This window comes from Curtobacterium sp. MCBD17_021, from assembly GCF_003234525.1.
Taxonomy (GTDB): Bacteria; Actinomycetota; Actinomycetes; order Actinomycetales; family Microbacteriaceae; genus Curtobacterium.
Genome location: NZ_QKTS01000010.1, coordinates 1 through 21463 on the forward strand (window position 1 = coordinate 1; position 21463 = coordinate 21463).

18 protein-coding genes are annotated in these 21463 nt (G+C 72.4%); 10 read left to right on the forward strand and 8 right to left on the reverse strand.

Annotated features, from left to right (window positions below):
- Positions 1-359: 359 nt before the first annotated feature.
- Positions 360-965: a DUF1992 domain-containing protein gene (locus DEI83_RS10090; protein WP_111081834.1), complete on the reverse strand. Its 606-nt coding sequence runs from the start codon at positions 963-965 to the stop codon at positions 360-362.
- A 122-nt stretch (positions 966-1087) separates the two neighbouring features.
- Here DEI83_RS10090 and DEI83_RS10095 point away from each other — a divergent pair, with 122 nt between their 5' ends.
- The gene (locus DEI83_RS10095; protein ID WP_111081835.1) at positions 1088-2149 is read left to right on the forward strand and encodes a sodium:calcium antiporter; all 1062 of its coding nucleotides are present in this window, start codon (positions 1088-1090) and stop codon (positions 2147-2149) included.
- A 16-nt stretch (positions 2150-2165) separates the two neighbouring features.
- Here the strand turns inward: DEI83_RS10095 and DEI83_RS10100 are convergent, their stop codons facing one another.
- Positions 2166-3983: a glycoside hydrolase family 15 protein gene (locus tag DEI83_RS10100; RefSeq protein WP_111081836.1), complete on the reverse strand. Its 1818-nt coding sequence runs from the start codon at positions 3981-3983 to the stop codon at positions 2166-2168.
- A 235-nt stretch (positions 3984-4218) separates the two neighbouring features.
- Between DEI83_RS10100 and DEI83_RS10105 the strand changes: the two genes are divergently transcribed.
- The 5 genes from DEI83_RS10105 (at position 4219) to DEI83_RS10125 (ending at position 11358) form a co-directional block, all read left to right on the forward strand.
- Entirely contained in the window at positions 4219-5076 is an 858-nt protein-coding gene (locus tag DEI83_RS10105; RefSeq protein ID WP_181431165.1) for a DUF1206 domain-containing protein, read from the forward strand.
- Between the two features lie 127 nt (positions 5077-5203).
- Positions 5204-6808, forward strand: coding sequence for a GAF domain-containing serine/threonine-protein kinase (locus tag DEI83_RS10110; RefSeq protein ID WP_111081838.1), 1605 nt, complete (start codon positions 5204-5206; stop codon positions 6806-6808).
- 56 nt (positions 6809-6864) lie between these two features.
- Positions 6865-9231 (forward strand): maltose alpha-D-glucosyltransferase, encoded by a 2367-nt coding sequence (gene treS, locus DEI83_RS10115; protein WP_111081944.1) that lies wholly within the window; start codon positions 6865-6867, stop codon positions 9229-9231.
- Positions 9232-9321: 90 nt separating this feature from the next.
- Positions 9322-10197, forward strand: coding sequence for an SMP-30/gluconolactonase/LRE family protein (locus DEI83_RS10120; RefSeq protein WP_111081839.1), 876 nt, complete (start codon positions 9322-9324; stop codon positions 10195-10197).
- Positions 10198-10251: 54 nt separating this feature from the next.
- On the forward strand, positions 10252-11358 hold the full coding sequence (locus DEI83_RS10125; protein WP_111081840.1) for an alpha/beta fold hydrolase: 1107 nt from the start codon (positions 10252-10254) through the stop codon (positions 11356-11358).
- Between the two features lie 145 nt (positions 11359-11503).
- Here DEI83_RS10125 and DEI83_RS10130 read toward each other — a convergent pair whose 3' ends face one another.
- The 5 genes from DEI83_RS10130 to DEI83_RS10150 form a co-directional block, all read right to left on the reverse strand.
- Complete coding sequence (locus DEI83_RS10130; protein ID WP_111081841.1) at positions 11504-12700, reverse strand: NAD(P)/FAD-dependent oxidoreductase; 1197 nt, start codon at positions 12698-12700, stop codon at positions 11504-11506.
- A gap of 10 nt (positions 12701-12710) precedes the next feature.
- A complete protein-coding gene (locus DEI83_RS10135) occupies positions 12711-13511 on the reverse strand; it encodes an SDR family NAD(P)-dependent oxidoreductase (RefSeq protein WP_111081842.1) in 801 nt (266 codons plus the stop codon).
- A 13-nt stretch (positions 13512-13524) separates the two neighbouring features.
- Positions 13525-14031, reverse strand: coding sequence for a Dps family protein (locus DEI83_RS10140; RefSeq protein ID WP_111081843.1), 507 nt, complete (start codon positions 14029-14031; stop codon positions 13525-13527).
- A 147-nt stretch (positions 14032-14178) separates the two neighbouring features.
- The gene (locus DEI83_RS10145; protein WP_111081844.1) at positions 14179-14694 is read right to left on the reverse strand and encodes a MarR family winged helix-turn-helix transcriptional regulator; all 516 of its coding nucleotides are present in this window, start codon (positions 14692-14694) and stop codon (positions 14179-14181) included.
- Positions 14695-14860: 166 nt separating this feature from the next.
- A complete protein-coding gene (locus tag DEI83_RS10150) occupies positions 14861-15418 on the reverse strand; it encodes an NADPH-dependent FMN reductase (protein WP_111081845.1) in 558 nt (185 codons plus the stop codon).
- A gap of 126 nt (positions 15419-15544) precedes the next feature.
- Between DEI83_RS10150 and DEI83_RS10155 the strand changes: the two genes are divergently transcribed.
- The 4 genes from DEI83_RS10155 (at position 15545) to DEI83_RS10170 (ending at position 20473) form a co-directional block, all read left to right on the forward strand.
- Positions 15545-17185 (forward strand): glycoside hydrolase family 13 protein, encoded by a 1641-nt coding sequence (locus tag DEI83_RS10155; RefSeq protein WP_111081846.1) that lies wholly within the window; start codon positions 15545-15547, stop codon positions 17183-17185.
- 103 nt (positions 17186-17288) lie between these two features.
- Positions 17289-19385 (forward strand): DUF11 domain-containing protein, encoded by a 2097-nt coding sequence (locus DEI83_RS10160; protein ID WP_111081847.1) that lies wholly within the window; start codon positions 17289-17291, stop codon positions 19383-19385.
- Positions 19386-19565: 180 nt separating this feature from the next.
- On the forward strand, positions 19566-20207 hold the full coding sequence (locus DEI83_RS10165) for a DUF308 domain-containing protein (protein ID WP_111081848.1): 642 nt from the start codon (positions 19566-19568) through the stop codon (positions 20205-20207).
- On the forward strand, positions 20204-20473 hold the full coding sequence (locus DEI83_RS10170; protein WP_111081849.1) for a hypothetical protein: 270 nt from the start codon (positions 20204-20206) through the stop codon (positions 20471-20473). The genes DEI83_RS10165 and DEI83_RS10170 overlap by 4 nt, the downstream gene beginning before the upstream one ends.
- A gap of 60 nt (positions 20474-20533) precedes the next feature.
- On the opposite strand, the gene DEI83_RS10175 is transcribed toward DEI83_RS10170, so the two are convergent.
- Positions 20534-21442, reverse strand: a complete 909-nt coding sequence (locus DEI83_RS10175; protein WP_181431166.1) for a LysR family transcriptional regulator — start codon at positions 21440-21442, stop codon at positions 20534-20536.
- Between the last annotated feature and the right edge of the window lie 21 nt (positions 21443-21463).

Consider the following 21463-nt stretch of genomic DNA (forward strand, 5'->3'; position numbering starts at 1 on the left):
TCCACATCTCCCAGGACGCCGCGGACCTGCTGAACCAGACCTTCAAGACGGACGCCGTCAAGCGCGGCCTGCTCGTCGGCACCGCCACCATCACCGCCCAGATCAAGTAACACCCCGCGTCCACCAGACGCGCAGCACCATCACCAGGACGCCGCCCCGCACCCGCGGGGCGGCGTCCTCGCGTCCCCACCCGAGCACGCCCCGGTTCCACGACACACCGCCACCGTCCCTCCCGGTTCCCGAATCCACGCACCTCGCCCGCCGAGATGCGCGAATTGTGGAACCACGAGACGGGCGGCCGAGACGGGCGGCCGGGACGGGCGGCCGGGCGCGGCGGCGGACGGGAGGCGCGGGGCGCGTCAGCCGCGCCGGCGCCACCACCGGGTCGGTCGGGTCTCGGCCGCCCGCGCGGCCGCAGCGACCGCGTCGGAGGCGAACCGGGCCTCCCGGCGGTCCTTCCAGGCCTGCACCTCCACCTCGACGTCGCGCATCGGGGTCACCACGGGAGGGCCGCCGAGCAGCTGCCGGCGCGCTTCCTTCACCCGGGCGTTGAAGTCGACCAGGACGTCCCGCACGTCGGACTCGGCCGAGAGCGCGTCCAGGTGGTCGTCGAGCTCGGCGTCCTCGGTGCGCAACGACAGGGCGGGTGGGGCGATCCCGCGGATGTCCTCGCGTTCGATCTTCGCCTTGATCCACCAGTTCGGGTCGTGCTGCTCGCCGAGCCCGGGCAGCGGCTTGCCGTGGTACGGGTTCCCCTCGAAGACCCCGCGCCGTTCGGCCTCGGCGATCTGCGCCCGCGCGTGCGCGGCGACGTCGGCGGCCTTGAGCAGGCGGCGTTCCTCGCGCTCGGTGCGGACCTCGTCCGGGTCGAGCGAGCCCCGCTCGACCTCGGCGTCCACGAGCTGCTGGTAGCGGTACCGCGCGGCCTTCCGCAGGCGGTCCATCCGGGCATCGACGTCGTTCATCGTCGGACCATGATGCGCCCCACCACCGACCGCGACCCTCAGCCGGAGACCACGAGCCGCGACGAGGAGCCGATGGGCGCAGGACACGGACAGGACGGGCTCGGCGGTCCAGGGTCGCAGAGGTGGAATCCCTGCCCCTCTGGTTGCTCTGTCTGGTCTTCGTCGCTGGTGCGGCCGTCATCTGGATCGCCGGCATCCAGCTGTCGAAGACCACCGATGTGCTCGACGCCCGGCTGCACCTCGGCAGTGCGCTCGGCGGCCTCATCGTCCTGGCCGTCGCGACGAACCTGCCCGAGATCGCCATCACCGTCAGCGCAGGACTCTCCGGGTCGATCGAGGTGGCCGCCGGCAACATCCTCGGAGGCATCGCGATCCAGACGGTGGTCATCGCCGTGCTCGACGCCTTCGGCAGACGGGGGAAGGGCGTGCGACCGATCACGTACCGTGCGGCGTCGTTGGCGCTGGTGCTGGAGGCGATCGTCGTCGTCGCGGTCCTCGCCGTGGTCATCGCCGGCAGCCAGTTGCCGCCGGACCTCGTCGTCGCCCGGCTCACCCCCGACGTCGTGCTCATCGCCCTCATCTGGATCGTCGGGCTCTTCCTCGTGCAGCGCGCCGGCACGCACCTGCCCTGGCACCAGGACGGTCACGCCCCTGACGCCAGCCCGCACGCCTCGGGACACCGCACCCGCAAGCCGGACACGCCGCCGATGAGCACCCGGAAGGCCGCGGTCGTCTTCACGGTCTCGGCGCTCGCGACCCTCGTCGCCGGTGTCGTGCTCGAGCGGGCCGGTGACGCCGCCTCCAGCCAGATCGGGCTGTCCGGCGTGCTGTTCGGGGCGACCGTCCTGGCCCTGGCGACGAGCCTGCCGGAGATCTCCACGGGCCTCCAGGCCGTCCGCCAGGGCGACGACAACCTGGCCGTGTCCGACATCTTCGGCGGGAACGCGTTCCTGCCGGTGCTGTTCCTCGTCGCCACGGTGCTCTCCGGCAAGGCGGTGCTGCCGCAGGCGAACGCGAGCGACGTCTACCTGACGGCCCTCGCGGCGCTGCTGACGCTCGTGTACGCCGTCGGGCTCGTGTTCCGACCGCAGCGGCGGATCGTCGGGATGGGCGTCGACTCGTTCGTCGTGGTCGTGCTCTACCTGGTGGGGATCGCGGGCCTCGTCGCGATCTCCCTCGGCTGAGCGCCGCCGGCCGCGGTCACTGCTCGGCCGCGACGTCCTCGATCGTCAGCGCCGCCTGGATGAGCGCCAGGTGCGACAGCCCCTGCGGGATGTTGCCCATGAACGAACCGTCCTCGCTGAGCATCTCGCCGAAGAGCCCGACGTCGTTGGCCTGGTCGACCATCTCGTCCATCAGCTCCCGCGCGTCGTCGATGCGGCCCACGCAGGCCATCGCCGCCGCGAGCCAGAACGAGCACGCGACGAACGGCGACTCCTCGTCCTCGATCCCCGAGTAGCGGTAGACGAGCGGGCCGCGCTGGAGTTGCTCCTCGATCGCCCGGATCGTCGACGCCATCCGGGGGCCGCGGTCGAACGTCGACATCGCGTGCAGCAGGATCGAGGTGTCGAGGGCGTCGCTGCCCGGGTACATCACGTAGTGCCCGAGTTCCTCGTCCCACCCGTGCTCGCCGACCCACTGCTCGATGAGCTCGCGGTTCTCGAGCCACTTCTCACGCGGGCCGTCGATCATGCCGGCGTCGTGCAGTTCGACGGCCGCGTCGAGCGCCTGCCAGCACCCGATCTTGCTCGTGACGTAGTGCTGCGCGTCCTGCAGCTCCCACATGCCGGAGTCCGGCTCGACCCAGCGGTGGCACGCGTCGTCGGCCAGGTCCTGCAGCACCGACGCGGTCTTCCGGTCGAGGACGTTGCCGGCGCCGACGTACTGCCGGAGGATCGCGAAGACGTCGCCCCAGACGCCGAGCTGGAGCTGGTCGCCCGCGCGGTTGCCGACCGTGACGGGGCCGATGCCCCGCCAGCCGGGGACGTCACGCTCCTCGACCCCGTCGGTCTTCGACCCGTCCAGGCCGTAGAAGATCGGCATCGTCTCGTCGTGCTCGGCGATGGTGCGCATCACCCACGACACCGCGGCGTGCGTCTCCTCGCGCAGCCCGAAGCGCGTGAGCGCGTGCACCGTGTAGGCCAGGTCGCGGACCCAGGCGAACCGGTAGTCCCAGTTCTTGCCACCGGTGCGGTCCTCCGGGAGGCTCGTGGTCGGGGCCGCCGCGATCGCGCCGGTCGGCGAGAAGATGAGCAGCTTCAACGCGAGGGCGCTCCGGTGGACCGCTTCGGCCCACGGGCCGTCGTACTCGAACTCCTTCGACCACGCCGACCAGTTCGCGATCGTGCGGTCGACGCCCTCGAGGCTGCGCTCCGGATCCGGCAGGAAGATCGGTTCGTCGTGCGTGCCGACGACCGTCAGGATCCCCTTCGACCCGACGGACGTGGTGAACCGGCCGGAGAACCGCGGGCCGTCGTCGTGCACCGGCTCGAACCCCTGCTCGACGATCGCGATGGTGACGCCGTCGATGCCGATGACGGTGCCGTTGCCGGTGTCCAGGCGCTTCGGCTCCGCGGTGCCCAGCAACGTGCCGGGGACCACCGCCCACTCCATCTCGACCGACCCCTCGACGCCCTGCACGCAGCGGCCGATCTCCGCCCAGGGCAGACGGCCCGCGACCCCGGTCACCATCGCGTCGGTGACCGTGGCCGTCCCGTTCGGGGTCGTCCAGGTCGTGACCAGGACGTTCGTGCCGGGGAGGTACTGCCGGGACACCTCGGCGTCGTCGTCGACGGGGCGGAGCGCGACGTGCCCGCCGTGCTCGGCGTCGACGATGCTCGCGAACACCGGGGGTGAGTCCATCGACGGGATCGGGAGCCAGTCGATCCGGCCGTCCCGCGCGATGAGCGCCACGGTCCGGCCGTCGCCGATCGCTGCGTAGGACCGCAGCGGGACGTACCCGTCGGTGCGTTCCTCGTTGTCGGTCGCATCGGGTGTGTCTCGTGTCCGTTCCGGCATGGTCCCATCGTGCCCCGATCGGCTCCGCGTGTGGCGCGTCGGGCGTACCCCGCTCCTCGGCTCGGCTCGGCTCGGCTCGGCTCGGCTCGGCTGGGCACGGCTGCGGACGCGCAACGCGCGCCGGTGGCGGACGCGGGGCCCGGGGCGGGCCGGGTGCGAGCCTCCCGTCCGGCGGTGTCGGCATGCCGACCGGGCCAGCCGGACAGCGGCTCTCCGGCCGGGCAAGCTCGGTGTGGTGACCGACGCAGCCCAGGACGCCGCTCGTGAGACCGGACGACAGGCGCGCCGCGCCGCCGACAGCAGGTGGTTCGAGACGACGGCCCGCGCCGGGTTCGTCGGCAGCGGTGTGGTGCACCTGCTCATCGGGTACCTCGCGGTGCTGCTCGGTGTCGGGAACGCCGCGGCCACCAGCGGCGGACAGGGATCGGCATCCGGCGACACCGACCAGTCCGGTGCCCTCGCGCAGCTGGCCTCGGTTCCGGGTGGAGTCGTGCTCCTCTGGCTGGTCGCCGTCGGCACCGCCGCGCTGATGATCCGGCTGGTCATCGAGGCCGTCGTGGGCGGTCGCACGGACGACGCGCGGGCCTGGCTGAACCGGGCGAAGAACGTCGGCAAGGCCGTGGTCTACGGCGTGATCGCGTACTCGGCCGCCAGCTACGCGCTCGGCGCCGGGAAGAGCTCGTCCGGCTCGACGAAGAGCGCCGCCGCGACCGCGCTCGCGACGCCGGGCGGTGTCGTGCTCCTGCTCGTCGTCACCGCGGTGGCGATCGCGATCGGGATCGGGCTCGTCGTGATCGGGGTCCGTGGATCCTGGAAGAAGAACCTCCGGCCGCAACCGCAGTCCGTCCGGCGGACGGTGTCCGTGCTGGCCACCCTCGGCTACGTGGCGAAGGGCATCGCGGTCGTCATCGTCGGCGTGCTCGTCGCGGTGGCCGCGTTCCGCAGCGACCCGGAGCAGGCGAGCGGACTCGACGGCGCCTTCGACGCCCTCCGGTCGATGCCGGGCGGGTCCGTCGTCCTCGTCGTGGTCGGGCTCGGGTTCGCCGCGTTCGGCGTGTACAGCTTCTTCCGCGCTCGGTACGCGCGGATCTGACCGCGTCCACGGGATGGTCGCGGACACCGCGGCCCGGGCGGTGCGATGATGCATCGCGGCGGCACGTCGCGCGTCGCCTGCGCCCGTGACGAGCGTCGCGGTCCGCCCACATCGAAGACGAGGAAGCATGGTTCCGACGGAGGGACACCAGGAGGCCGCCGCGCCCCTGGCAGGCCGGTACCGCCTGGAGCAGGTGATCGGTCGGGGTGGCATGTCGGTCGTGCACCGGGCGTGGGACGAGAGCCTGGACCGGCCGGTCGCCGTGAAGCTCTTCCACCCGGGCATCGTCGACATCGCCCGTCAGGAGGCCGAGCAGGGCGTCCTGGCCTCGCTCGACCACCACAACCTCGTCAGCCTCCTCGACGCCGGCGTCGTGGAGGACCAGAACGGGTCGCTGCAGCGGTTCATCGTGATGGCGCTCGTGCACGGTCAGGACCTCGAGGAGCGGCTGTCGCTCGGTCCGCTCGCCTCGCGGCACATCGCCGAGATCGGCTACGACATGGCCGAGGCGCTCGACTACATCCACGCGCAGGGCGTCGTGCACCGCGACATCAAGCCGTCGAACATCCTGCTCGTCGACTACGGCAATGGGTCCGACCGGGCACGTGCCCGGCTCACCGACTTCGGGATCGCCCTGGCGGCCGGCGTCGAGCGGCTCACCGCGGACGGCGTCACGACCGGCACCGCCGCCTACCTCAGCCCGGAGCAGGCCAGGGGCGCGGACGTCGGCCCGGCCAGTGACGTGTACTCGCTCGGGCTGGTGCTGCTGCAGTGCTTCACCCGTCGGCGGGAGTTCCCCGGCTCGCTCGTCGAGTCCGCGCTCGCGCGGCTCTCACGCGACCCCGTGGTGCCGGAGCCGCTGCCCGACCACTGGAAGCAGGCGCTCGCGGCGATGACCGCACAGGACCCGGCGGCGCGGCCCGTCGGCGCCGAACTCGTCGCGCTGCTCCGGCACGTCGTGCTCACCGACACGGCGAGCGACGAACCGGCCGACGTGGCCGCGGCGGATCCCGCGGCCGGTCGTGCCGCGGCGGGAGCCGCGTCCGGGTCGGGCTCGGCACCTGCGTCCGGCTCGGGTCCGGCGCCAGTGTCCGGCTCGGCGTCGGGGGAGGGCGACGGGCGACCGACGACGCTCGACGTCCTGCCCGAGGAGGCGCTGCAGCGCACCACCGCGATGGCGGCACGGCTGTTCGACGCGCCGATCGCGCTCATCGAGGTGCTCGACGAGGACCGGGAGTGGTCGCAGTCCTACGTGGCCGACGGCGTGGACAAGTCCGCCCGGAGCATCACGTTCCGGAACGGGTTCGCCCCGGTTCCGGTGCCCGTGGTGATCCCGGACGGGTCGACCCACCCGGAGATGCGGAACAGCCCGCTCGTCACCGGGCCGCTCGGCATCCGGTTCTACGTCAGCGTGCCGCTGGTCCGGCACGACGGCGCGACGGTCGGCACGCTCGCGGTGCTCGACTCCCGACCCCGCACCGCGGACGAGGCCGACATGGCGAACCTGCGGGACCTGGCGGCATTGGCGGTCACGCAGTTGGAGCTCCGGCAGGAGTCGCTGCGCACCGGCACCAGCGACGCGGTCCCGATCGCTCGGACCGGCGGCACACCGTCCGGCAGGCCGCAGAGCGGTGGCCCGCAGACCGGTGGGCCGCAGACCGGCGGTGCACGGACCGGCGGTCGGCACTCCGGGGACGTCCGGGCGGCGCCGGAACCGGACCGCGCCGGCTGACCCGCCGAACCGGCGACCGTCGTCGGGGACGCATGACTAGCGTGGGAGACGTGGACATGGACGACGAGGCACCCCGGATCGACGAGCAGGTCGCCGACGAGCAGATCACGGGCGGACGGTTCCCGGTCGACCGGGCCGGGGCCGACCAGGGCGACGGCGGTGCGACCGCGTCCGCTGCGGACACGGCCGACGAGGACGCGACCGACGAGGACGCGACCCCGACGACCCCCGAGATCACCTACGACGAGCAGCTGTACCCGGCGCGACCCCGTCGGCTGCGCCCGCGGGCCAACCTGCGCGGCGGAAGCCTGCAGCGCCGGTTCTCGGACCCCCGCGCGGCGAACGGCGAGAACCCGGCGTACATCGAGTGGCTGGTCCGCCAGTCGATGCTCAAGGACGCCGACGTCCTGAGCCGACAGCTCTCCGGCTCCCCGAGCATGTGGCGGAACCCCTACGCCCGACCAGACGCCCGACGGGCCGTGTCGACCTCGGACGTCTGGTTCACCGCGTACCCGATCTCGCTCATCACCCGCCCCGGGGAGTCGTTCCTCACGGCGCTCGCCGACCCCGAACTCTGGACGGCCTTCGAGCGCATCGGCATCAACGGCGTGCACACCGGACCGGTGAAGCGCGCCGGCGGCATCCGCGGCTGGCAGGAGACCCCGAGCGTCGACGGCCACTTCGACCGGATCGGGACGCAGATCGACCCGACCTTCGGCGACGAGGAGACGTTCCAGCGGATGACCGACGTCGCCGAGGAGCACGGCGGCAGCATCATCGACGACATCGTGCCGGGTCACACCGGCAAGGGTGCGGACTTCCGTCTCGCCGAGATGGCGTTCAAGGACTACCCGGGCATCTACCACATGGTCGAGATCCCGCCGGAGGAGTGGCACCTGCTCCCGACCGTGCCGGAGCACCGTGACTCGGTGAACCTCGACGCCGCCACCGAGTCCGCCCTCGCCGAGCGCGGGTACATCATCGGCGAGCTGCAGCGCGTGATCTTCCACCAGCCCGGCGTCAAGGAGACGAACTGGAGCGTCACCGCCCCGGTCGTGGGCGTGGACGGCGTCACCCGGCGCTGGGTGTACCTGCACTACTTCAAGGAGGGGCAGCCGTCGGTCAACTGGCTCGATCCCACGTTCGCGGGCATGCGCCTGGTGATCGGTGACGCCCTGCACTCCCTGGGCGACCTCGGGACGAGTGCGCTCCGACTCGACGCGAACGGGTTCCTGGGCGTCGAGAAGAGCGCCGAGGGGGCACCGGGCTGGTCCGAGGGCCACCCCCTCTCGCACGCGGCGAACCACGTGATCGCGGGCATGGTGCGGAAGGTCGGCGGCTTCACGTTCCAGGAGCTGAACCTGACGATCGAGGACATCCGCGACACCGGGGCCGTCGGCGCCGACCTGTCGTACGACTTCATCAACCGTCCCGCGTACCACCACGCCCTCGCCACGGGTGACACTGAGTTCCTGCGGTTGACGCTCCGGACCTCCCTCGAGCTCGGCGTCGAGCCGGTCAGCCTCGTGCACGGCATGCAGAACCACGACGAACTCACCTACGAGCTCGTGCACTGGGCAACCCTGCACCAGGAGGACGTCTACACGTTCCACGGCGAGGAGACCACGGGTGGTGCGCTCGCCGAGCGGATCCGCGCGGACCTCACCGAGGCGCTGACCGCACCCGCAGCGGACTACAACCTGGTGTTCACCACGAACGGGATCGCGTGCACCACGGCGTCGCTCATCGCGGCGACGCAGGGGCACACCGCCCTCGACGACATCACCGAGGAGCACGTCCCGCAGATCCGTGACGCGCACCTGCTGCTCGCCGCGTTCAACGCCTGGCAGCCCGGTGTCTTCGCGCTCTCCGGGTGGGACCTGCTCGGGTCGCTGACGCTCCCGCAGGAGCTCGTCACGGACCTCATCGCCGAGGGCGACACCCGGTGGATCGAGCGTGGCGCGCACGACCTGCTCGGCGTGGCCCCGGACACCGAGCGATCGGCGTCCGGCATGCCGCGGGCCCGCTCCCTGTACGGCCCACTCCCGGAGCAGCTGGAGCGGCCGGACTCCTTCGCGTCGCGGCTCGGCGAGCTCCTCCGCGTCCGCACCGAGTACGGCATCGCCTCGGCCCGCCAGGTGGACGTGCCCGAGGTCGCGCACCGCGGGATGCTCGTCATGGTCCACGAGCTCGAGTCGACCGACGAGCAGGGCGAACCGATCGTGCAGATCACCGTGCTCAACATGACCGACACCGCGCTCGACGGCACGATCCGCTCCGAACAGCTGCCGCACGGTGCGACGGTCATCGACGCGACGGACCACGCCGAGCTCGGCACGGTGGACGACCTGTGCAGCTTCCCGCTGAGCATCGGCGCCTACGGCTCCCGCTTCCTGGTCCTCCGCCGGCCGACCGAGCAGTGAGCACCACCGCCCGTGGCGTCCCGCGTGATCGGGACGCCACGGGCGGTCGGCTGAGCAGCCCGGCACCCGTCGACCGGTAGACCGGACGGCATGACGACGAGCGCCACCACCGGTCCGGTCACCGTGTTCTCCGACGTGCGGGCGACCCTCGCCGAGAGCATCGTGTGGGACCCGGGGCAGCAGGTGGCCCGCTGGGTCGACATCCCGGCCGGCACGCTCACCACCGCGGACGCCGACGGGCAGGTCGTGCGCACCGTCCGGCTCGACCCGCCGCTGCCGTCGTTCCAGCCGCGTGCCGACCGGGGCTTCATCGCCGCGCAGGACGACACGGTCGTGCTCACCGACGGCGACGGACACGTCGAGCGGGAACTGGCGGGGGTGCAGCACGCGAACGACGAGATGCGCTTCAACGAGGGCAAGTGCGACCCGTTCGGGCGCTTCCTGGTCGGCAGCATGGACCCCACCGACGGACCTCCGGCCGGGGTGCTGTACGCGTTCTCGCCGGACGGGTCGGTGCGGGTCCTGCGGAGCGGGTTCGGCACCACGAACGGCATGGAGTGGAACGACGACGGCTCCGAGATGTACGTCACCGACACCGACACGAACACGATCTACCGCGGTCCGTACGGGCCGGACGGCGAGCTCGGCGACCTCCAGCCGTTCATCGACGGTGCCGCCCACGACGGCCTGGTCCGTGACGACGAGGGGTGCTTCTGGGGCGCGATCTACGGAGCGTCGCGCGTGGAGCGGTACGGCCCCGACGGCGCACACCTCGAGACGGTCGAGATCCCGGCGCCGAACGTCACCTCGGTCGCGTTCGGCGGGGCCGACATGTCCCTCCTGCTCGTCGGGACCGCGCGGGAGAACCTGACGGACGAGCAGCTCGCGGACGCGCCGCACTCGGGGTCCGTCTTCGCGGTGCCGACCCGGGTACACGGACGCCCGGCCTTCCCGTTCGGCGGCTGACGGTCGGCCGCTCGCGGTAGCCTGGGCGACCGCCAGCCACCGCGAGGAGCGCCAGTGAACGACGAGCACGACCAGGGGACCCCCGTCCCACCGGGCGCCCCGGACCCGGCCGGCGAACTCGCGCACGCCGAGGACGCCGACGTCGAGGTCCGTGTCGACCGGATCGCCGTCGACGGCACGTACGTACGTGTCAGCTCGATCGGCGAACCGGGTGAGCGGGCCTTCGTCCTGGTCGCCGGCCTCGGCATCGCGTCGACGTACTACGAGCGGCTCGCCCCGCACCTCAACGAGAACGGGCCCGTGCACGCCCTCGACCTGCCGGGTTTCGCCGGCGTGCCGCGGTTCCGTGGTGCCGTGTCGATCGAGCGCTACGCCGACGCGGTCGAGCAGGTCATCGACGACCTGCGCCTGCACGATCCGGTGCTCATCGGCCACTCGATGGGGACCCAGGTCGTCACCGAGGTCGCCGCTCGCCGGCCCGAACTCTCCGACGTGGTGCTCATCAGCCCGGTCCTCGACCCTGCCGCGCGGTCCGTGCGGAAGGCCGCGCTCCGCTTCCTGCGTTCGGCCGTGCACGAGCCTGCCGCGGTGCGCTGGCACGCGATCACGGCCTACGCGCTCTGCGGGTGGCACTGGTTCCGGAAGGTCCTGCCGGAGATGATCGCGTACCCGATCGAGGAGCGCGCCGCCGACGTGCACGCACGCACCCTCGTCGTCCGCGGCGAGCACGACGCGCTCGTCCCGCGTGCCTGGGTCCGACGGCTCGCCCGTGCCCTGCCGTACGCGGTCCTCCGCGAGGTCGTCGGTGGCGCCCACTCCGTCATGCACGCGCAGGCGGACGCCGTCGCGCGGCTCGCGGTGGCCCACGTCGACGGACGCCTGCCCGACCGTGGCGTCTCCTCGCTCCAGCGGGTCCGTGACGACTCGACCGCGTCGGACCTCGACCGCCTCAGCGCCACGGACCGGTGGCTCGTCGTGAAGTCGCGCTTCATGGAGCTGGCCGGCATGGCGAAGGGCGACGACGAGCAGCTGGAGGAGGCGAAGTCGGCCCACGCCGTCGCGATGGCCGACGGCGACGGCATCCCGGTCGACGCAGACGACCGCGAAGCCGTGGTCGAGACGGTCGCGCCGGAGCGGCGCGGCGACCGCCGGCCCTTCTGAACCGCCTCGCACCTCGGCTGCCCTCACCCGGACGCACGGGAGGCCCGGACGCACGGGGGGCCCGGACGCACGGGAGGCCCGTGACGGGTCCCGCAGGACCGGACACGGGCCTCCCGTCCGACGGCCGGACCGGCCGGCCCTTCGCTCAGTCGGCGGTGATGGTGCCGGGCAGCATGTCGGGCGTGAGCGCGTGCGCCTCCGCGAGGACCTTGCGGGCCTCGTCGGTCTTGCCGGACACGTTCCAGAGCAGCACGCCGGCGACCAGGTCGTCGCCGTCCAGGTGGTAGACGACGCCCCGCTCGTTCGGCTCGGCCCAGTCCTCGACGGTGCGGAGCGACGAGGACACGACGCCGACGGCCTCGTACCCGAGGTCGAAGACGTTCGAGTAGAACATCGGCGTGTGCTCGTACGGTTCGTCGGCGCCGGCCAGGTTCCGGCCGGCCTGCCGACCCTGCTGCTGGGCGTTGTCGACGTACTCGACGCGCCGGGTGCCGAGCAGACGGTCCGGGTAGGAAGCGACGTCGCCGGCGGCGAAGACGGCGGGGTCGTCGGTGGCGAGCGTCGTCGACACCGTGACGCCGTCGTCGACCGCCAGGCCGGCGTCCTCGGCGAGTTGCGTCGTCGGGTCGATGCCGAGACCGGCCACCGCGGCGTCGGCCGTGATGGTGGAGCCGTCGTCGAGCGTGAGTGTCACGCCGTCCGTGGTCTCCTCGCCGGACTCGACGCGGCGGCCGGTGCGGACCGTCACCCCGGCGTCGACGAAGCGCTGCTGGAACGCGGCGGCCAGGCCCGCGGGGAACATGTGGCCGCCGAGCACGTCGTCCGGGGTGACGAGCGTGACGCTGGCTCCGTTCTGCACGAGGCCGGCGGCGATCTCGGTGCCGATGTAGCTCCCGCCGACGACGACCACGTGCGCGTTCGCGTCGGCGTGCCGGCGGAGCGTGCGGTAGTCGGCGGCGCTGCGGTAGCTGAGCACCCGGTCGGACGGCACGAGACCGGGCAGGTCCCGCGGGCGGCCGCCGGTGGCCAGGAGCAGGCGCTCGTAGCCGACCGTTGCGCCGTCGTCGGTCGTCACGGTCCTCGCGTTCCGGTCGATCGACGTCACACGCGTGCCGAGCACGAACGTCGCGCCGGTCTCCTCGGTGTGCAGGTCGACCTTGTCGTCCCAGCTGAAGTCCGGGTCGGTCCAGAGCTTCTTCGACAGGGCAGGGCGGGCGTACGGGCGGTCGACGTCCTCGCTGATGACCCCGATCGTGCCGTCGGGGTCGAGCTCGCGGATGCCGCGGGCAGCGGAGTCGGCGACCATCCCACCGCCGACGACGAGGTAGCGGTGGTGGGTCACGGGTCCTCCGTCAGATGGTGGCGACCGAGCCGGAGTCGACGCGGTAGTTCGAGCCGTTCACGAAGCTGGCGAGTTCTGAGCAGAGGAACGCGACGACGTTCGCGACCTCTTCCGGCTCACCGCGGCGCCCCAGTTCCATGTACGGACGCTCGTCGTCGAGGAAGCTCGAGATCGCCTCGTCGAACGAGGTGCCGAGCTGCTTCGACCGCTTGTCCATCATGGCGTCGGTCATCGGGGTGTGGATGAACGCGGGGGAGACCGTGTTCACGAGCAACCCTTCCTCCGCGTAGGACCGCGACAGGCCCTTCGCGAACGACAGCACCCCTGCCTTCGCGGCGCAGTACGGCAGTTCGTCGTCGTACGGCTGCGTGGCGTCCTCGGACACCAGGTAGACGATGCGACCCCAACCGCCGTTCCGGAGGTCCCCGATGAACTCGCGGGTGATCCGGACCGGGCCCATCAGGTCGACGTCGAGCGTCTCCTGCCAACCGGCCTCGTCGATCTCGTGGAACAACCCCTGGGCGCCGGTGACGCCCGAGGACTGCACGAGGATGTCGATCTCGCCGACGGCGTCCCGCACCTGCTCGTGCAGGGCGGCGAGACTCGCGGCGCTGCGGACGTCCGCGGCGAACGCGTGCAGCTTGCCGACCGGCGCCTCGAGCTGGTCGGCGCTGGTGTCGAGTCGGCTCTGGTCGATGTCGGTGACGACCACGGTGGCGCCCTCCGCCAGGAGGATGCGCGCCGTGTTCCAGCCGATGCCGGAGTCACCGCCGAAGACGAGAGCGGTCTTGTCCTGGATCCCGAGGTCCACGTCCGGTCCGGACTTACTCGTGCTCGGAGGCTTCGGCCACCGCGGCGGTCGTCGCGCTCGCCAGCGGCGTCCGGGGTGCACGGTTCTCCGCGCTGACCATCCAGGCGAGCTGCTCGAGGCGCTCGATGAAGCCGTGCAGCAGGTCGGCGGTCGTCGGGTCCTCTTCGTCCACCTCGTCGTGCACGTCGCGCATGGTCGCGGTGGTCTGGTAGAGGCGCAGCGTGATCAGGTCGATGGCGTCGTGCGTGAGCACCTCGCCGTCCGGGAACGCGTCGAGGTGGGTCCCCGCAGCGACGGTCGCGGATCGACCGTCCGGGACGGCGTAGAGCGCGCGCATGCGCTCCGCCATGTCGTCGGCGAACTCACGGGCGGCGTCGACGATCTCGTCGAGCTGCAGGTGGAGGTCGCGGAAGTTGGTGCCGAGGATGTTCCAGTGGGCCTGCTTGCCCTGCAGGTGCAGGTCGATCAGGTCGACGAGGACCTTCTGGAGGTTGGCAGCGAGCTTGTCCGACGCGTGCATGTGACGACTCCTTCTTCGCGGTACTGACCATCCCGGTCTACCCGCTCGGGCACTGTGGGCTCCCAGTGGGTGTCGAGGTGGCGTCCCCCGCGGTGGCGTCTCCCGCGGTGTCGGACGGCGCAGTGTCGGCCGGTGCCTCGTGCGAGGTCAGTGTGCGACGACGGGCGGGTCGACCTGGTCGACCGCGGTCCGCATCCGGTCGAGGAACACCGCCACGACGCGGGCGTCCTGGGCGGTCATCCCCTCGGCGATCTCCATCATGCGGCGGTGCATCACGCCGAGCGTGGCACGCACCTCGGCGTCCGTCTCGACCGTCGGCACGATGATGAGGCCGCGTCGGTCGGTGGGGTGCGGCTCGCGTCGGACGTGGCCGCTCTTGACGAGGCGGTCGACGAGGATCGTCGTCGAGGCCGACGAGATCTTCAGGTAGGCGGAGAGGTCCTTCGGGCTGACGGAGCGTCCGGCGCGCTGCGCCTGCAGCAGGTGACGGACGGCGAGCAGGTCGGTCTCGCCCATGCCCATCGAGTCGCGGGTGCGTCGGCGCATGGCCGTCTCGGCGGCACGGTAGCGCCGGAGGGCGTTCAACACGGCGACCCCGCGCTGGGTCGCGTCGTCGTCCGGGAACCAGTACCCGGACGCCTCCGTGATCTCCTGCGTGGTCATCCCGGAATTGTAATCCGTCTGGTAGCGAGGCTGTCTAGCGATGCGACGCACGTCCAGCAGACGGACGGGAGGCTCCCCACCCGCTCATGGGGAGCCTCCCGTCCGGCCCGCGGTCGCCCCGGGTGGTTCGGGGCGTGTCGGAGGCGTCCGGTGCGACCAGGGGCGCCTAGGCGGCGACCGGTGCGCCTGCCGCGTCGGCGAGCGCGGTGAGGGCACCGCGCACCAGGCCGACGACCTCCTCGTCCTCACGCGGGTGGGTCTCGGCGAAGCGGACCACGGACTGCGGGATCGCGACCTTGACGTCCTCGAGGACCTTCGCACCGGCGATGCCCGCGGCCTTGCGGGCCTCGTCGTGGGCCCAGACGCCGCCGTACTGGCCGAAGGCGGAACCGATGACGGCCACGGGCTTGCCGGAGATCGGCGACGACCCGAACGGACGCGACGCCCAGTCGAGCGCGTTCTTCAGCACCGCCGGCATCGTGCCGTTGTACTCGGGGGTGACGAGCAGCAGTCCGTCGGCGTCGGCGACGGCCTGGCGGAACGCGACGGCGGCGGCGGGCGGGGTGTCGCCGTCGAGGTCCTCGTTGTAGAAGGGCAGGTCGACGATGCCGTCGAAGACCGTGAGCTCGATGCCCTCCGGTGCGTGCTGCACGGCGGCTTCGGTGAGCTGGCGGTTGGTCGATCCGGCGCGGAGGCTGCCGACGAGGGCGACGATCTGGGTCATGGCGTTCCTTCTGGTCGAGATGGTTCAGCCGACAACCAATCCGGCCGACGCGGGATTCCCCACCGGTGACGAGCGGCGTGTCCGAGGCTCGCACCGTGCGGAGGGGCCGTCGGTACTGTCGGCGACGTGACCCCGAAGAAGACGCCGAGCGACTCGCCCCGCACCACCGACCCGACCTGGTGGCGACAGGCCGTCGTCTACCAGGTGTACCCACGGAGCTTCGCCGACTCCGACGGGGACGGCGTGGGGGACATCGCCGGCGTGACCAGCCGTGTGCCGTACCTCGCCGAACTCGGCGTCGACGCACTGTGGCTGTCGCCTTTCTACCCGTCGCCGCTCGCCGACGGTGGCTACGACGTCGCCGACTACCGGGATGTCGACCCGAAGCTCGGCACCCTCGAGCAGCTCGACGAACTCGTCCACACCGCCCACGAGCACGACCTCCGGGTCATCGTCGACCTCGTGCCCAACCACACCTCGGACCAGCACGAGTGGTTCCGCGCGGCGCTCGCCGCGGCTCCCGGGTCCGCCGAGCGCGCCCGGTACGTCTTCCGGGACGGCTCCGGGCCGGACGGCGACCAGCCGCCGAGCGACTGGGTGTCGAACTTCGGCGGCAGCGCGTGGACCCGGGTGCCGGACGGCCAGTGGTACCTGCACCTCTTCGCGCCCGAGCAGCCCGATCTCGACTGGACGAACGCCGAGGTGCGGCAGGACTTCGAGGACACGCTCCGCTTCTGGTCCGACCGGGGCGTGGACGGCTTCCGGGTCGACGTCGCACACGGGCTGGCGAAGGACCTGTCCGAGCCGTACCGTCCCTCGAACGCCGAGGCCCTGCCCCTCGACGGCTCCGATCCGCTGTACGACCGCGATGAGGTGCACGAGATCTTCGCGGACTGGCGGAAGGTGCTCGACCAGTACGACCCACCGCGCGCGGCGATCGCCGAGGCCTGGGCGGCGGCACCGCGTCGCGTGCTGTACGCCCGACCGACCGAACTCGGCCAGGCCTTCAACTTCGACCTCCTCGAGGCACCGTTCGACCCGGACGAGTTCCGGACGCTCATCGACCAGAACCTCGAGGCGGCGCAGACCTCGGGTGGTTCGAGCACGTGGGTCCTGTCGAACCACGACGTGGTCCGCCACGCCACCCGCTACGGGCTCCCCGACGGCACGGACACCGACGAGTGGCTCATGTCCGAAGGAGCGACGCCGCCGCTCGACCGCGAGGCAGGCCTCCGACGTGCCCGCGCTGCGACGCTGCTCGTGCTCGCCCTGCCGGGCTCGTCGTACGTCTACCAGGGCGAGGAACTCGGGTTGCACGAGGCGCCGGCGATCCCGCACGACCGGTTGCAGGACCCGAAGTGGCTCCGCACCGGTCACACTGTGAAGGGCCGGGACGGCTGCCGCGTCCCGATCCCGTGGACGGAGACGGGGCCGTCGTTCGGCTTCGGTGACGTCGCGCCGCACCTGCCCCAGCCGGAGGACTTCGGAGCGTCGAGTGTGGAGGCGCAGGACCGGGTACCCGGGTCGACGCTGTCCTGCTACCGCGAGGCCCTGGCTGCTCGTCGTCGGTTGCAGCAGGGCGAGGAGCTCGAGTGGATCGAGACCGCGTCGCCCGAGGTGGTCGCCTTCGCGCGGCACGACGGGTGGCGGTCGTACACGAACTTCGGCGACGAGCCGGTGCCGATGCCGGACGGCGCCGTCATCGTCACGTCTGGCCGGCTCGGGGACGGCGTCCTGCCGGGCGGCACGACGGTCTGGGTGGCCTAGCAGGGACGGGCCTCCCCTCCACATCCGGGAGGCCCGTGGTGTCGATCCACAGGTCGGGTCGGCGCCGTCTCGGCGCGGTCCTCGCACAGCGACGATCGGTGGCATGACACACGACACCACCTGCTCATCACCTCCTCCCGCTCGCCGCCGCGGCCCGGCCCGGGCTCCGAGCGCCCGTCCGACCGATGCCCGGTCCACCGATGCCCGGTCGACCAGGTGCCGGTGGGGCCGGCGCGGGGCGTTCGTCCGTGCATGCACCCTGGCGGCGGCCGCGGTCGCCCTCGGGACCGTCGCCGTCCCGACCCTGCCGCCGCCGGCAGCGACCGCCGACGACCTCACCTTCCCCTGGTCCACCGGCTTCGACGACGCAGCCGGTGGGACCCTCAGCGGGTCGGCGGTGACGACCGGCGGACGGCTCCGTCTGACCGAGGCGACGCGCAACCAGGCCGGGGCGTGGGCCATGGGCGACGTGTTCCCGTCCTCGCTCGGGCTCGACATCGAGTTCGACTACGCGATGTGGACCTCGGCCGAGACCGGTGCGGACGGGCTCCTCCTCTCCCTGTCCGACGGTTCCGTCCCGGCAGGCGTCGGTGCGTACGGGTCGGCGCTGGGCTACGCATGCCGGTCCGACACCACCCAGGGGAGCGGACCGTGCACCCTGCCCGGCCTGCCCGGGGCCTTCGCAGCGGTCGCCCTCGACGAGTACGGCAACTTCTCGCTGCCGTTCAACGGGAGCGGACCGGGCCAGACGCCGGACACCGTGACGATCCGCGGCTCGGGGGACGGGGTCTCCGGGTACCGGTTCGTCGACCACGCCGTCGTGACGTCCGGCGTCGCGACAGGCAGCCCGGCGACCCGGACGGTGCGGGTGACGCTCCTGCCCGAGGACGGCCGTCTGTCGCTGACGGTGCAGCTGGAGACGCCGGACGGCATGCACACGGTGCTCGACCGCGTGCCCCTCCAGGGATCCGGACAGGCGGCGCTGCCGGAGACCCTGCGTCTCGGGTTCGCCGGTGCCACCGGGTCGTTCTCCAGCGTGCACGAGATCGACGACCTGCACGTCAGCCAGCCCGCAGACCTCCGGGTCCAGCACGACATGCCGCCGGTCGTCGCCGGCGGACAGGTCCGGTACACCGTGACCGCGTCCAACGTCGGCGCGAACGCGTCTTCGCCGAGCCCGCTCGACGTCGACGTCCCAGACGGGGTGCACGACGTCCACTGGACCTGCGCGGCGACGGCCCCCTCGACGTGCACCGCCCCGACCGGCACGGGCGACGTGCACACCGCCCTCGGGCTCGAGCGCGGCGGATCGGCGACCGTGACGATCGAGGGCACGGCCGACCCGGACGCGACCGGCACGCTGACGAGCACCGCGACGGTGCGCACCGCGCCGGGCTTGGCGGACACGAACGAGGCCGACAACACGTCCGTCGCGTCCGCCCCCGTCACGGCCGTCGCCCAGCTCAGCACCGGCAAGTCGGTCACGACGACGGACCCGGTCGCTCCCGGTGACGAGGTCGAGTACGTCCTGACCGCACGGAACTCCGGACCGTCCACGGCGCGGGACGTCGGCGCGGTGGACGACCTGCCCGCGCAGCTGACGTTCGTCGGGTCGGATGACGGCTGCACGGCGGAGGGGCAGCGCGTCACCTGCGCGTCCGACGCAGATCTGGCGCCGGGGCAGGAGCACGCCTTCGAGGTCCGGGCCCGCCTCGACCCGGAGTACCGCGGCGACGGGTCGGACGTGGTGAACGTGGCGACGGCGACCTCGCCCACCGACCCGGACGGCGGTGAGGAGTCTCCCGAGGTCCCGATCCGCGTGGTCGACCCGGAGGGTCCGGGAGGGCCAGCGGGTCCGGAAGGTCCGGAAGGTCCGGAAGGTCCTGGCGGACCGACCGGCCCGGCAGGTCCTGTGGGTCCGACCGGTCCGGCGGGAACCGTCGGACCGGTCGGACCCACGGGCCCCACCGCATCGGGGCACTCGGGGGCATCGCCGTCGGACGCGCCTCGCGGTGGCGCCGGAGAGCGGGGCGTCGGCCCTGGGAAGCTCGCCTACACGGGGTCCTCCGGCCTGGCGATGACCGGGGCGGCCGCGGCGGCGCTCGCCGCCGCCGGTGGCGGCGTCTGGTTCCTCCTGCGTCGTCGGCGGCGGTCCGTCGACGCGGACGCTGCGGTGGGCGACGACGCCGGACAGGGGTGACGGGGACGGCGGTGGTGGGGGAGGCCGACGCCAACCCCGACCGCCGCCGCTCCGGTGCTCCCGGTGCCCCTGCTGACGACGCCCGGCCGGGGCGTGGCACGGCCCCGAGCGGCCCGGGCGGACGACCGGGACGGCGGCGGTAGGATCGACCGTACGAACCGCCAGCCCGAGAGAGGTCCTGTGTCCGACTCCGTGGACGACGCCCACCAGCGCGCGCGGTACTGGCCGGTCCCCGTCCTCCGGGCAGTCCCGGCCGCCGTCATCGCGATGGTGATCACCTTCTCCTCGAACCACGCAGCCGGGTTCGGTCTCGTGCTGTTCGGGGTCTTCGCCCTCGTCGACGGTGCCGTGTTGGCGTGGGGGAGCGTGGCCCGCCTCGCGGACGACGCCGGTTCGCGCCGCTCCGGACTCCTGCAGGCGGTGCTCTCCGTCCTCGCCGGCGTGACCGCGATCGCGGGGAGCGGTCTCGGCCTCCCGGCGTTCATCACCGTGGTGGTCGCGTACGCCGTCCTGACGGGGGCACTCGAACTCGCGCAGGGCCTCCGTGCGCGGGGCCGGTCGCCGTTCTCCCGCGACTGGACGACCATCGGCGGGCTCACCCTGTTGCTCGCGATCGCCTTCCTCGTGACACCCCCCGACTACTCGCAGCAACTCGGCGGAGTCGAGCGGGTCACCGGCACCCTGGACGCGTCGATCGTCCTCGTCGGACTCCTCGGCGCGTACCTCGCCATCGCGGCGGTCTTCCACCTGATCGCCGGCCTCTCGCACAAGTGGGGAACGGCCGCTCCCACGGCCACCCCGGACGGAGCACCACACGCATGACCACCCCCAGCCGTCGTGACCGCCTGCGTCCGGCCGAACTCCTCGGGATGTCCGCGATCATCGCGGTCGTCGTCGGGCTCGTCGTGCTGATGTCCACGCGCGAGGTGACGCTCTCGCTCGTCTTCTTCGGTGTCGGGTTCATCGTCGTCGTCGTGGTGATGGCGATGCTCCAGCTCACGTCCACCACCGACCAGGACGACAACGACATGCTCGGCGGGCACAAGACGCCGGGTGACGGCACGGGCGACGGGGACGGCTTCCACTAGGTCCGGCCCACCGACGCGACTCGTGGTGGACGCACGGTGCGGCCGTGGCTCCGCCCGACGTCAGTGCGTCGCCGCGACGATGTCCCGCGCGAGCGCCAGCGTCGCCCGGTTCGGCTCCGGGGCGCTCCGCATCGCGAGGCCGATCCGCAGGGGTTCGACCTCGTCCTCGAGTTCCAGCACCGCACCGTCGAACCGGACGCCGGAGTCCGGCACGACCCCGACACCGATGCCCGCCGACGCGAAGCGCACGACCGCCGGCATGTCGTTCATCTCCGCCACCACCCGTCTCCGGATGCCGAGTCGCTCGAGCGCTGCGTCGAGGATCATCCGGTTGCCGAACCCGTGCGCGGTGTCGACGAAGGGCTCGTCAGCCAGGTCGGCGAGCGACACCGACCCGCGTCCGGCGAGCAGGTGGTCGGCCGCCACGAACACGCGGAACGGCAGCACCCGGAGCGGCTCGACGACCACTCCCGACGGCGTGGTCGGCAGGCCCGTGTAGGCCAGGTCGAGCCGCCCCGCCACCAGGTCCTGCACGAGCCCCGTGGTCCCGGTCGGTGAGGTCATCAGTTCCACCGAGACGAGCGGATGCCGCTGACGGAACCCGCGGAGGACCCCCGTCAGGTCGACGACGTCCATGCTCGTGAAGATCCCGAGGCGCACCCGGCCCCGGAGTTCGGCGTCGGAGACGGCAGCGAGGTCCCGCATCCGGTCGAGTGACTCGAGCACGGCGCGGGCGTGCGGCAGCAGGTCCTCACCGGACGCGGTCAGGACGAGGCGCCGACCGCCGCGTTCGAACAGCCGTGTCCCCAGCGACCGTTCCAGGCTGGCGATCCCCGCCGACACCGTCGACTGCGCGGCCCAGAGCCGTTCGGCCGCTCGGGTGACACTGCCCTCGGCCGCGACGGCGACGAACTGTTCCAGCAGGCGGGTCTCCATCCCCTCATCATCGACCTGATCGATGGCGATCATCAAGAGCGTCCGTTTGACCCG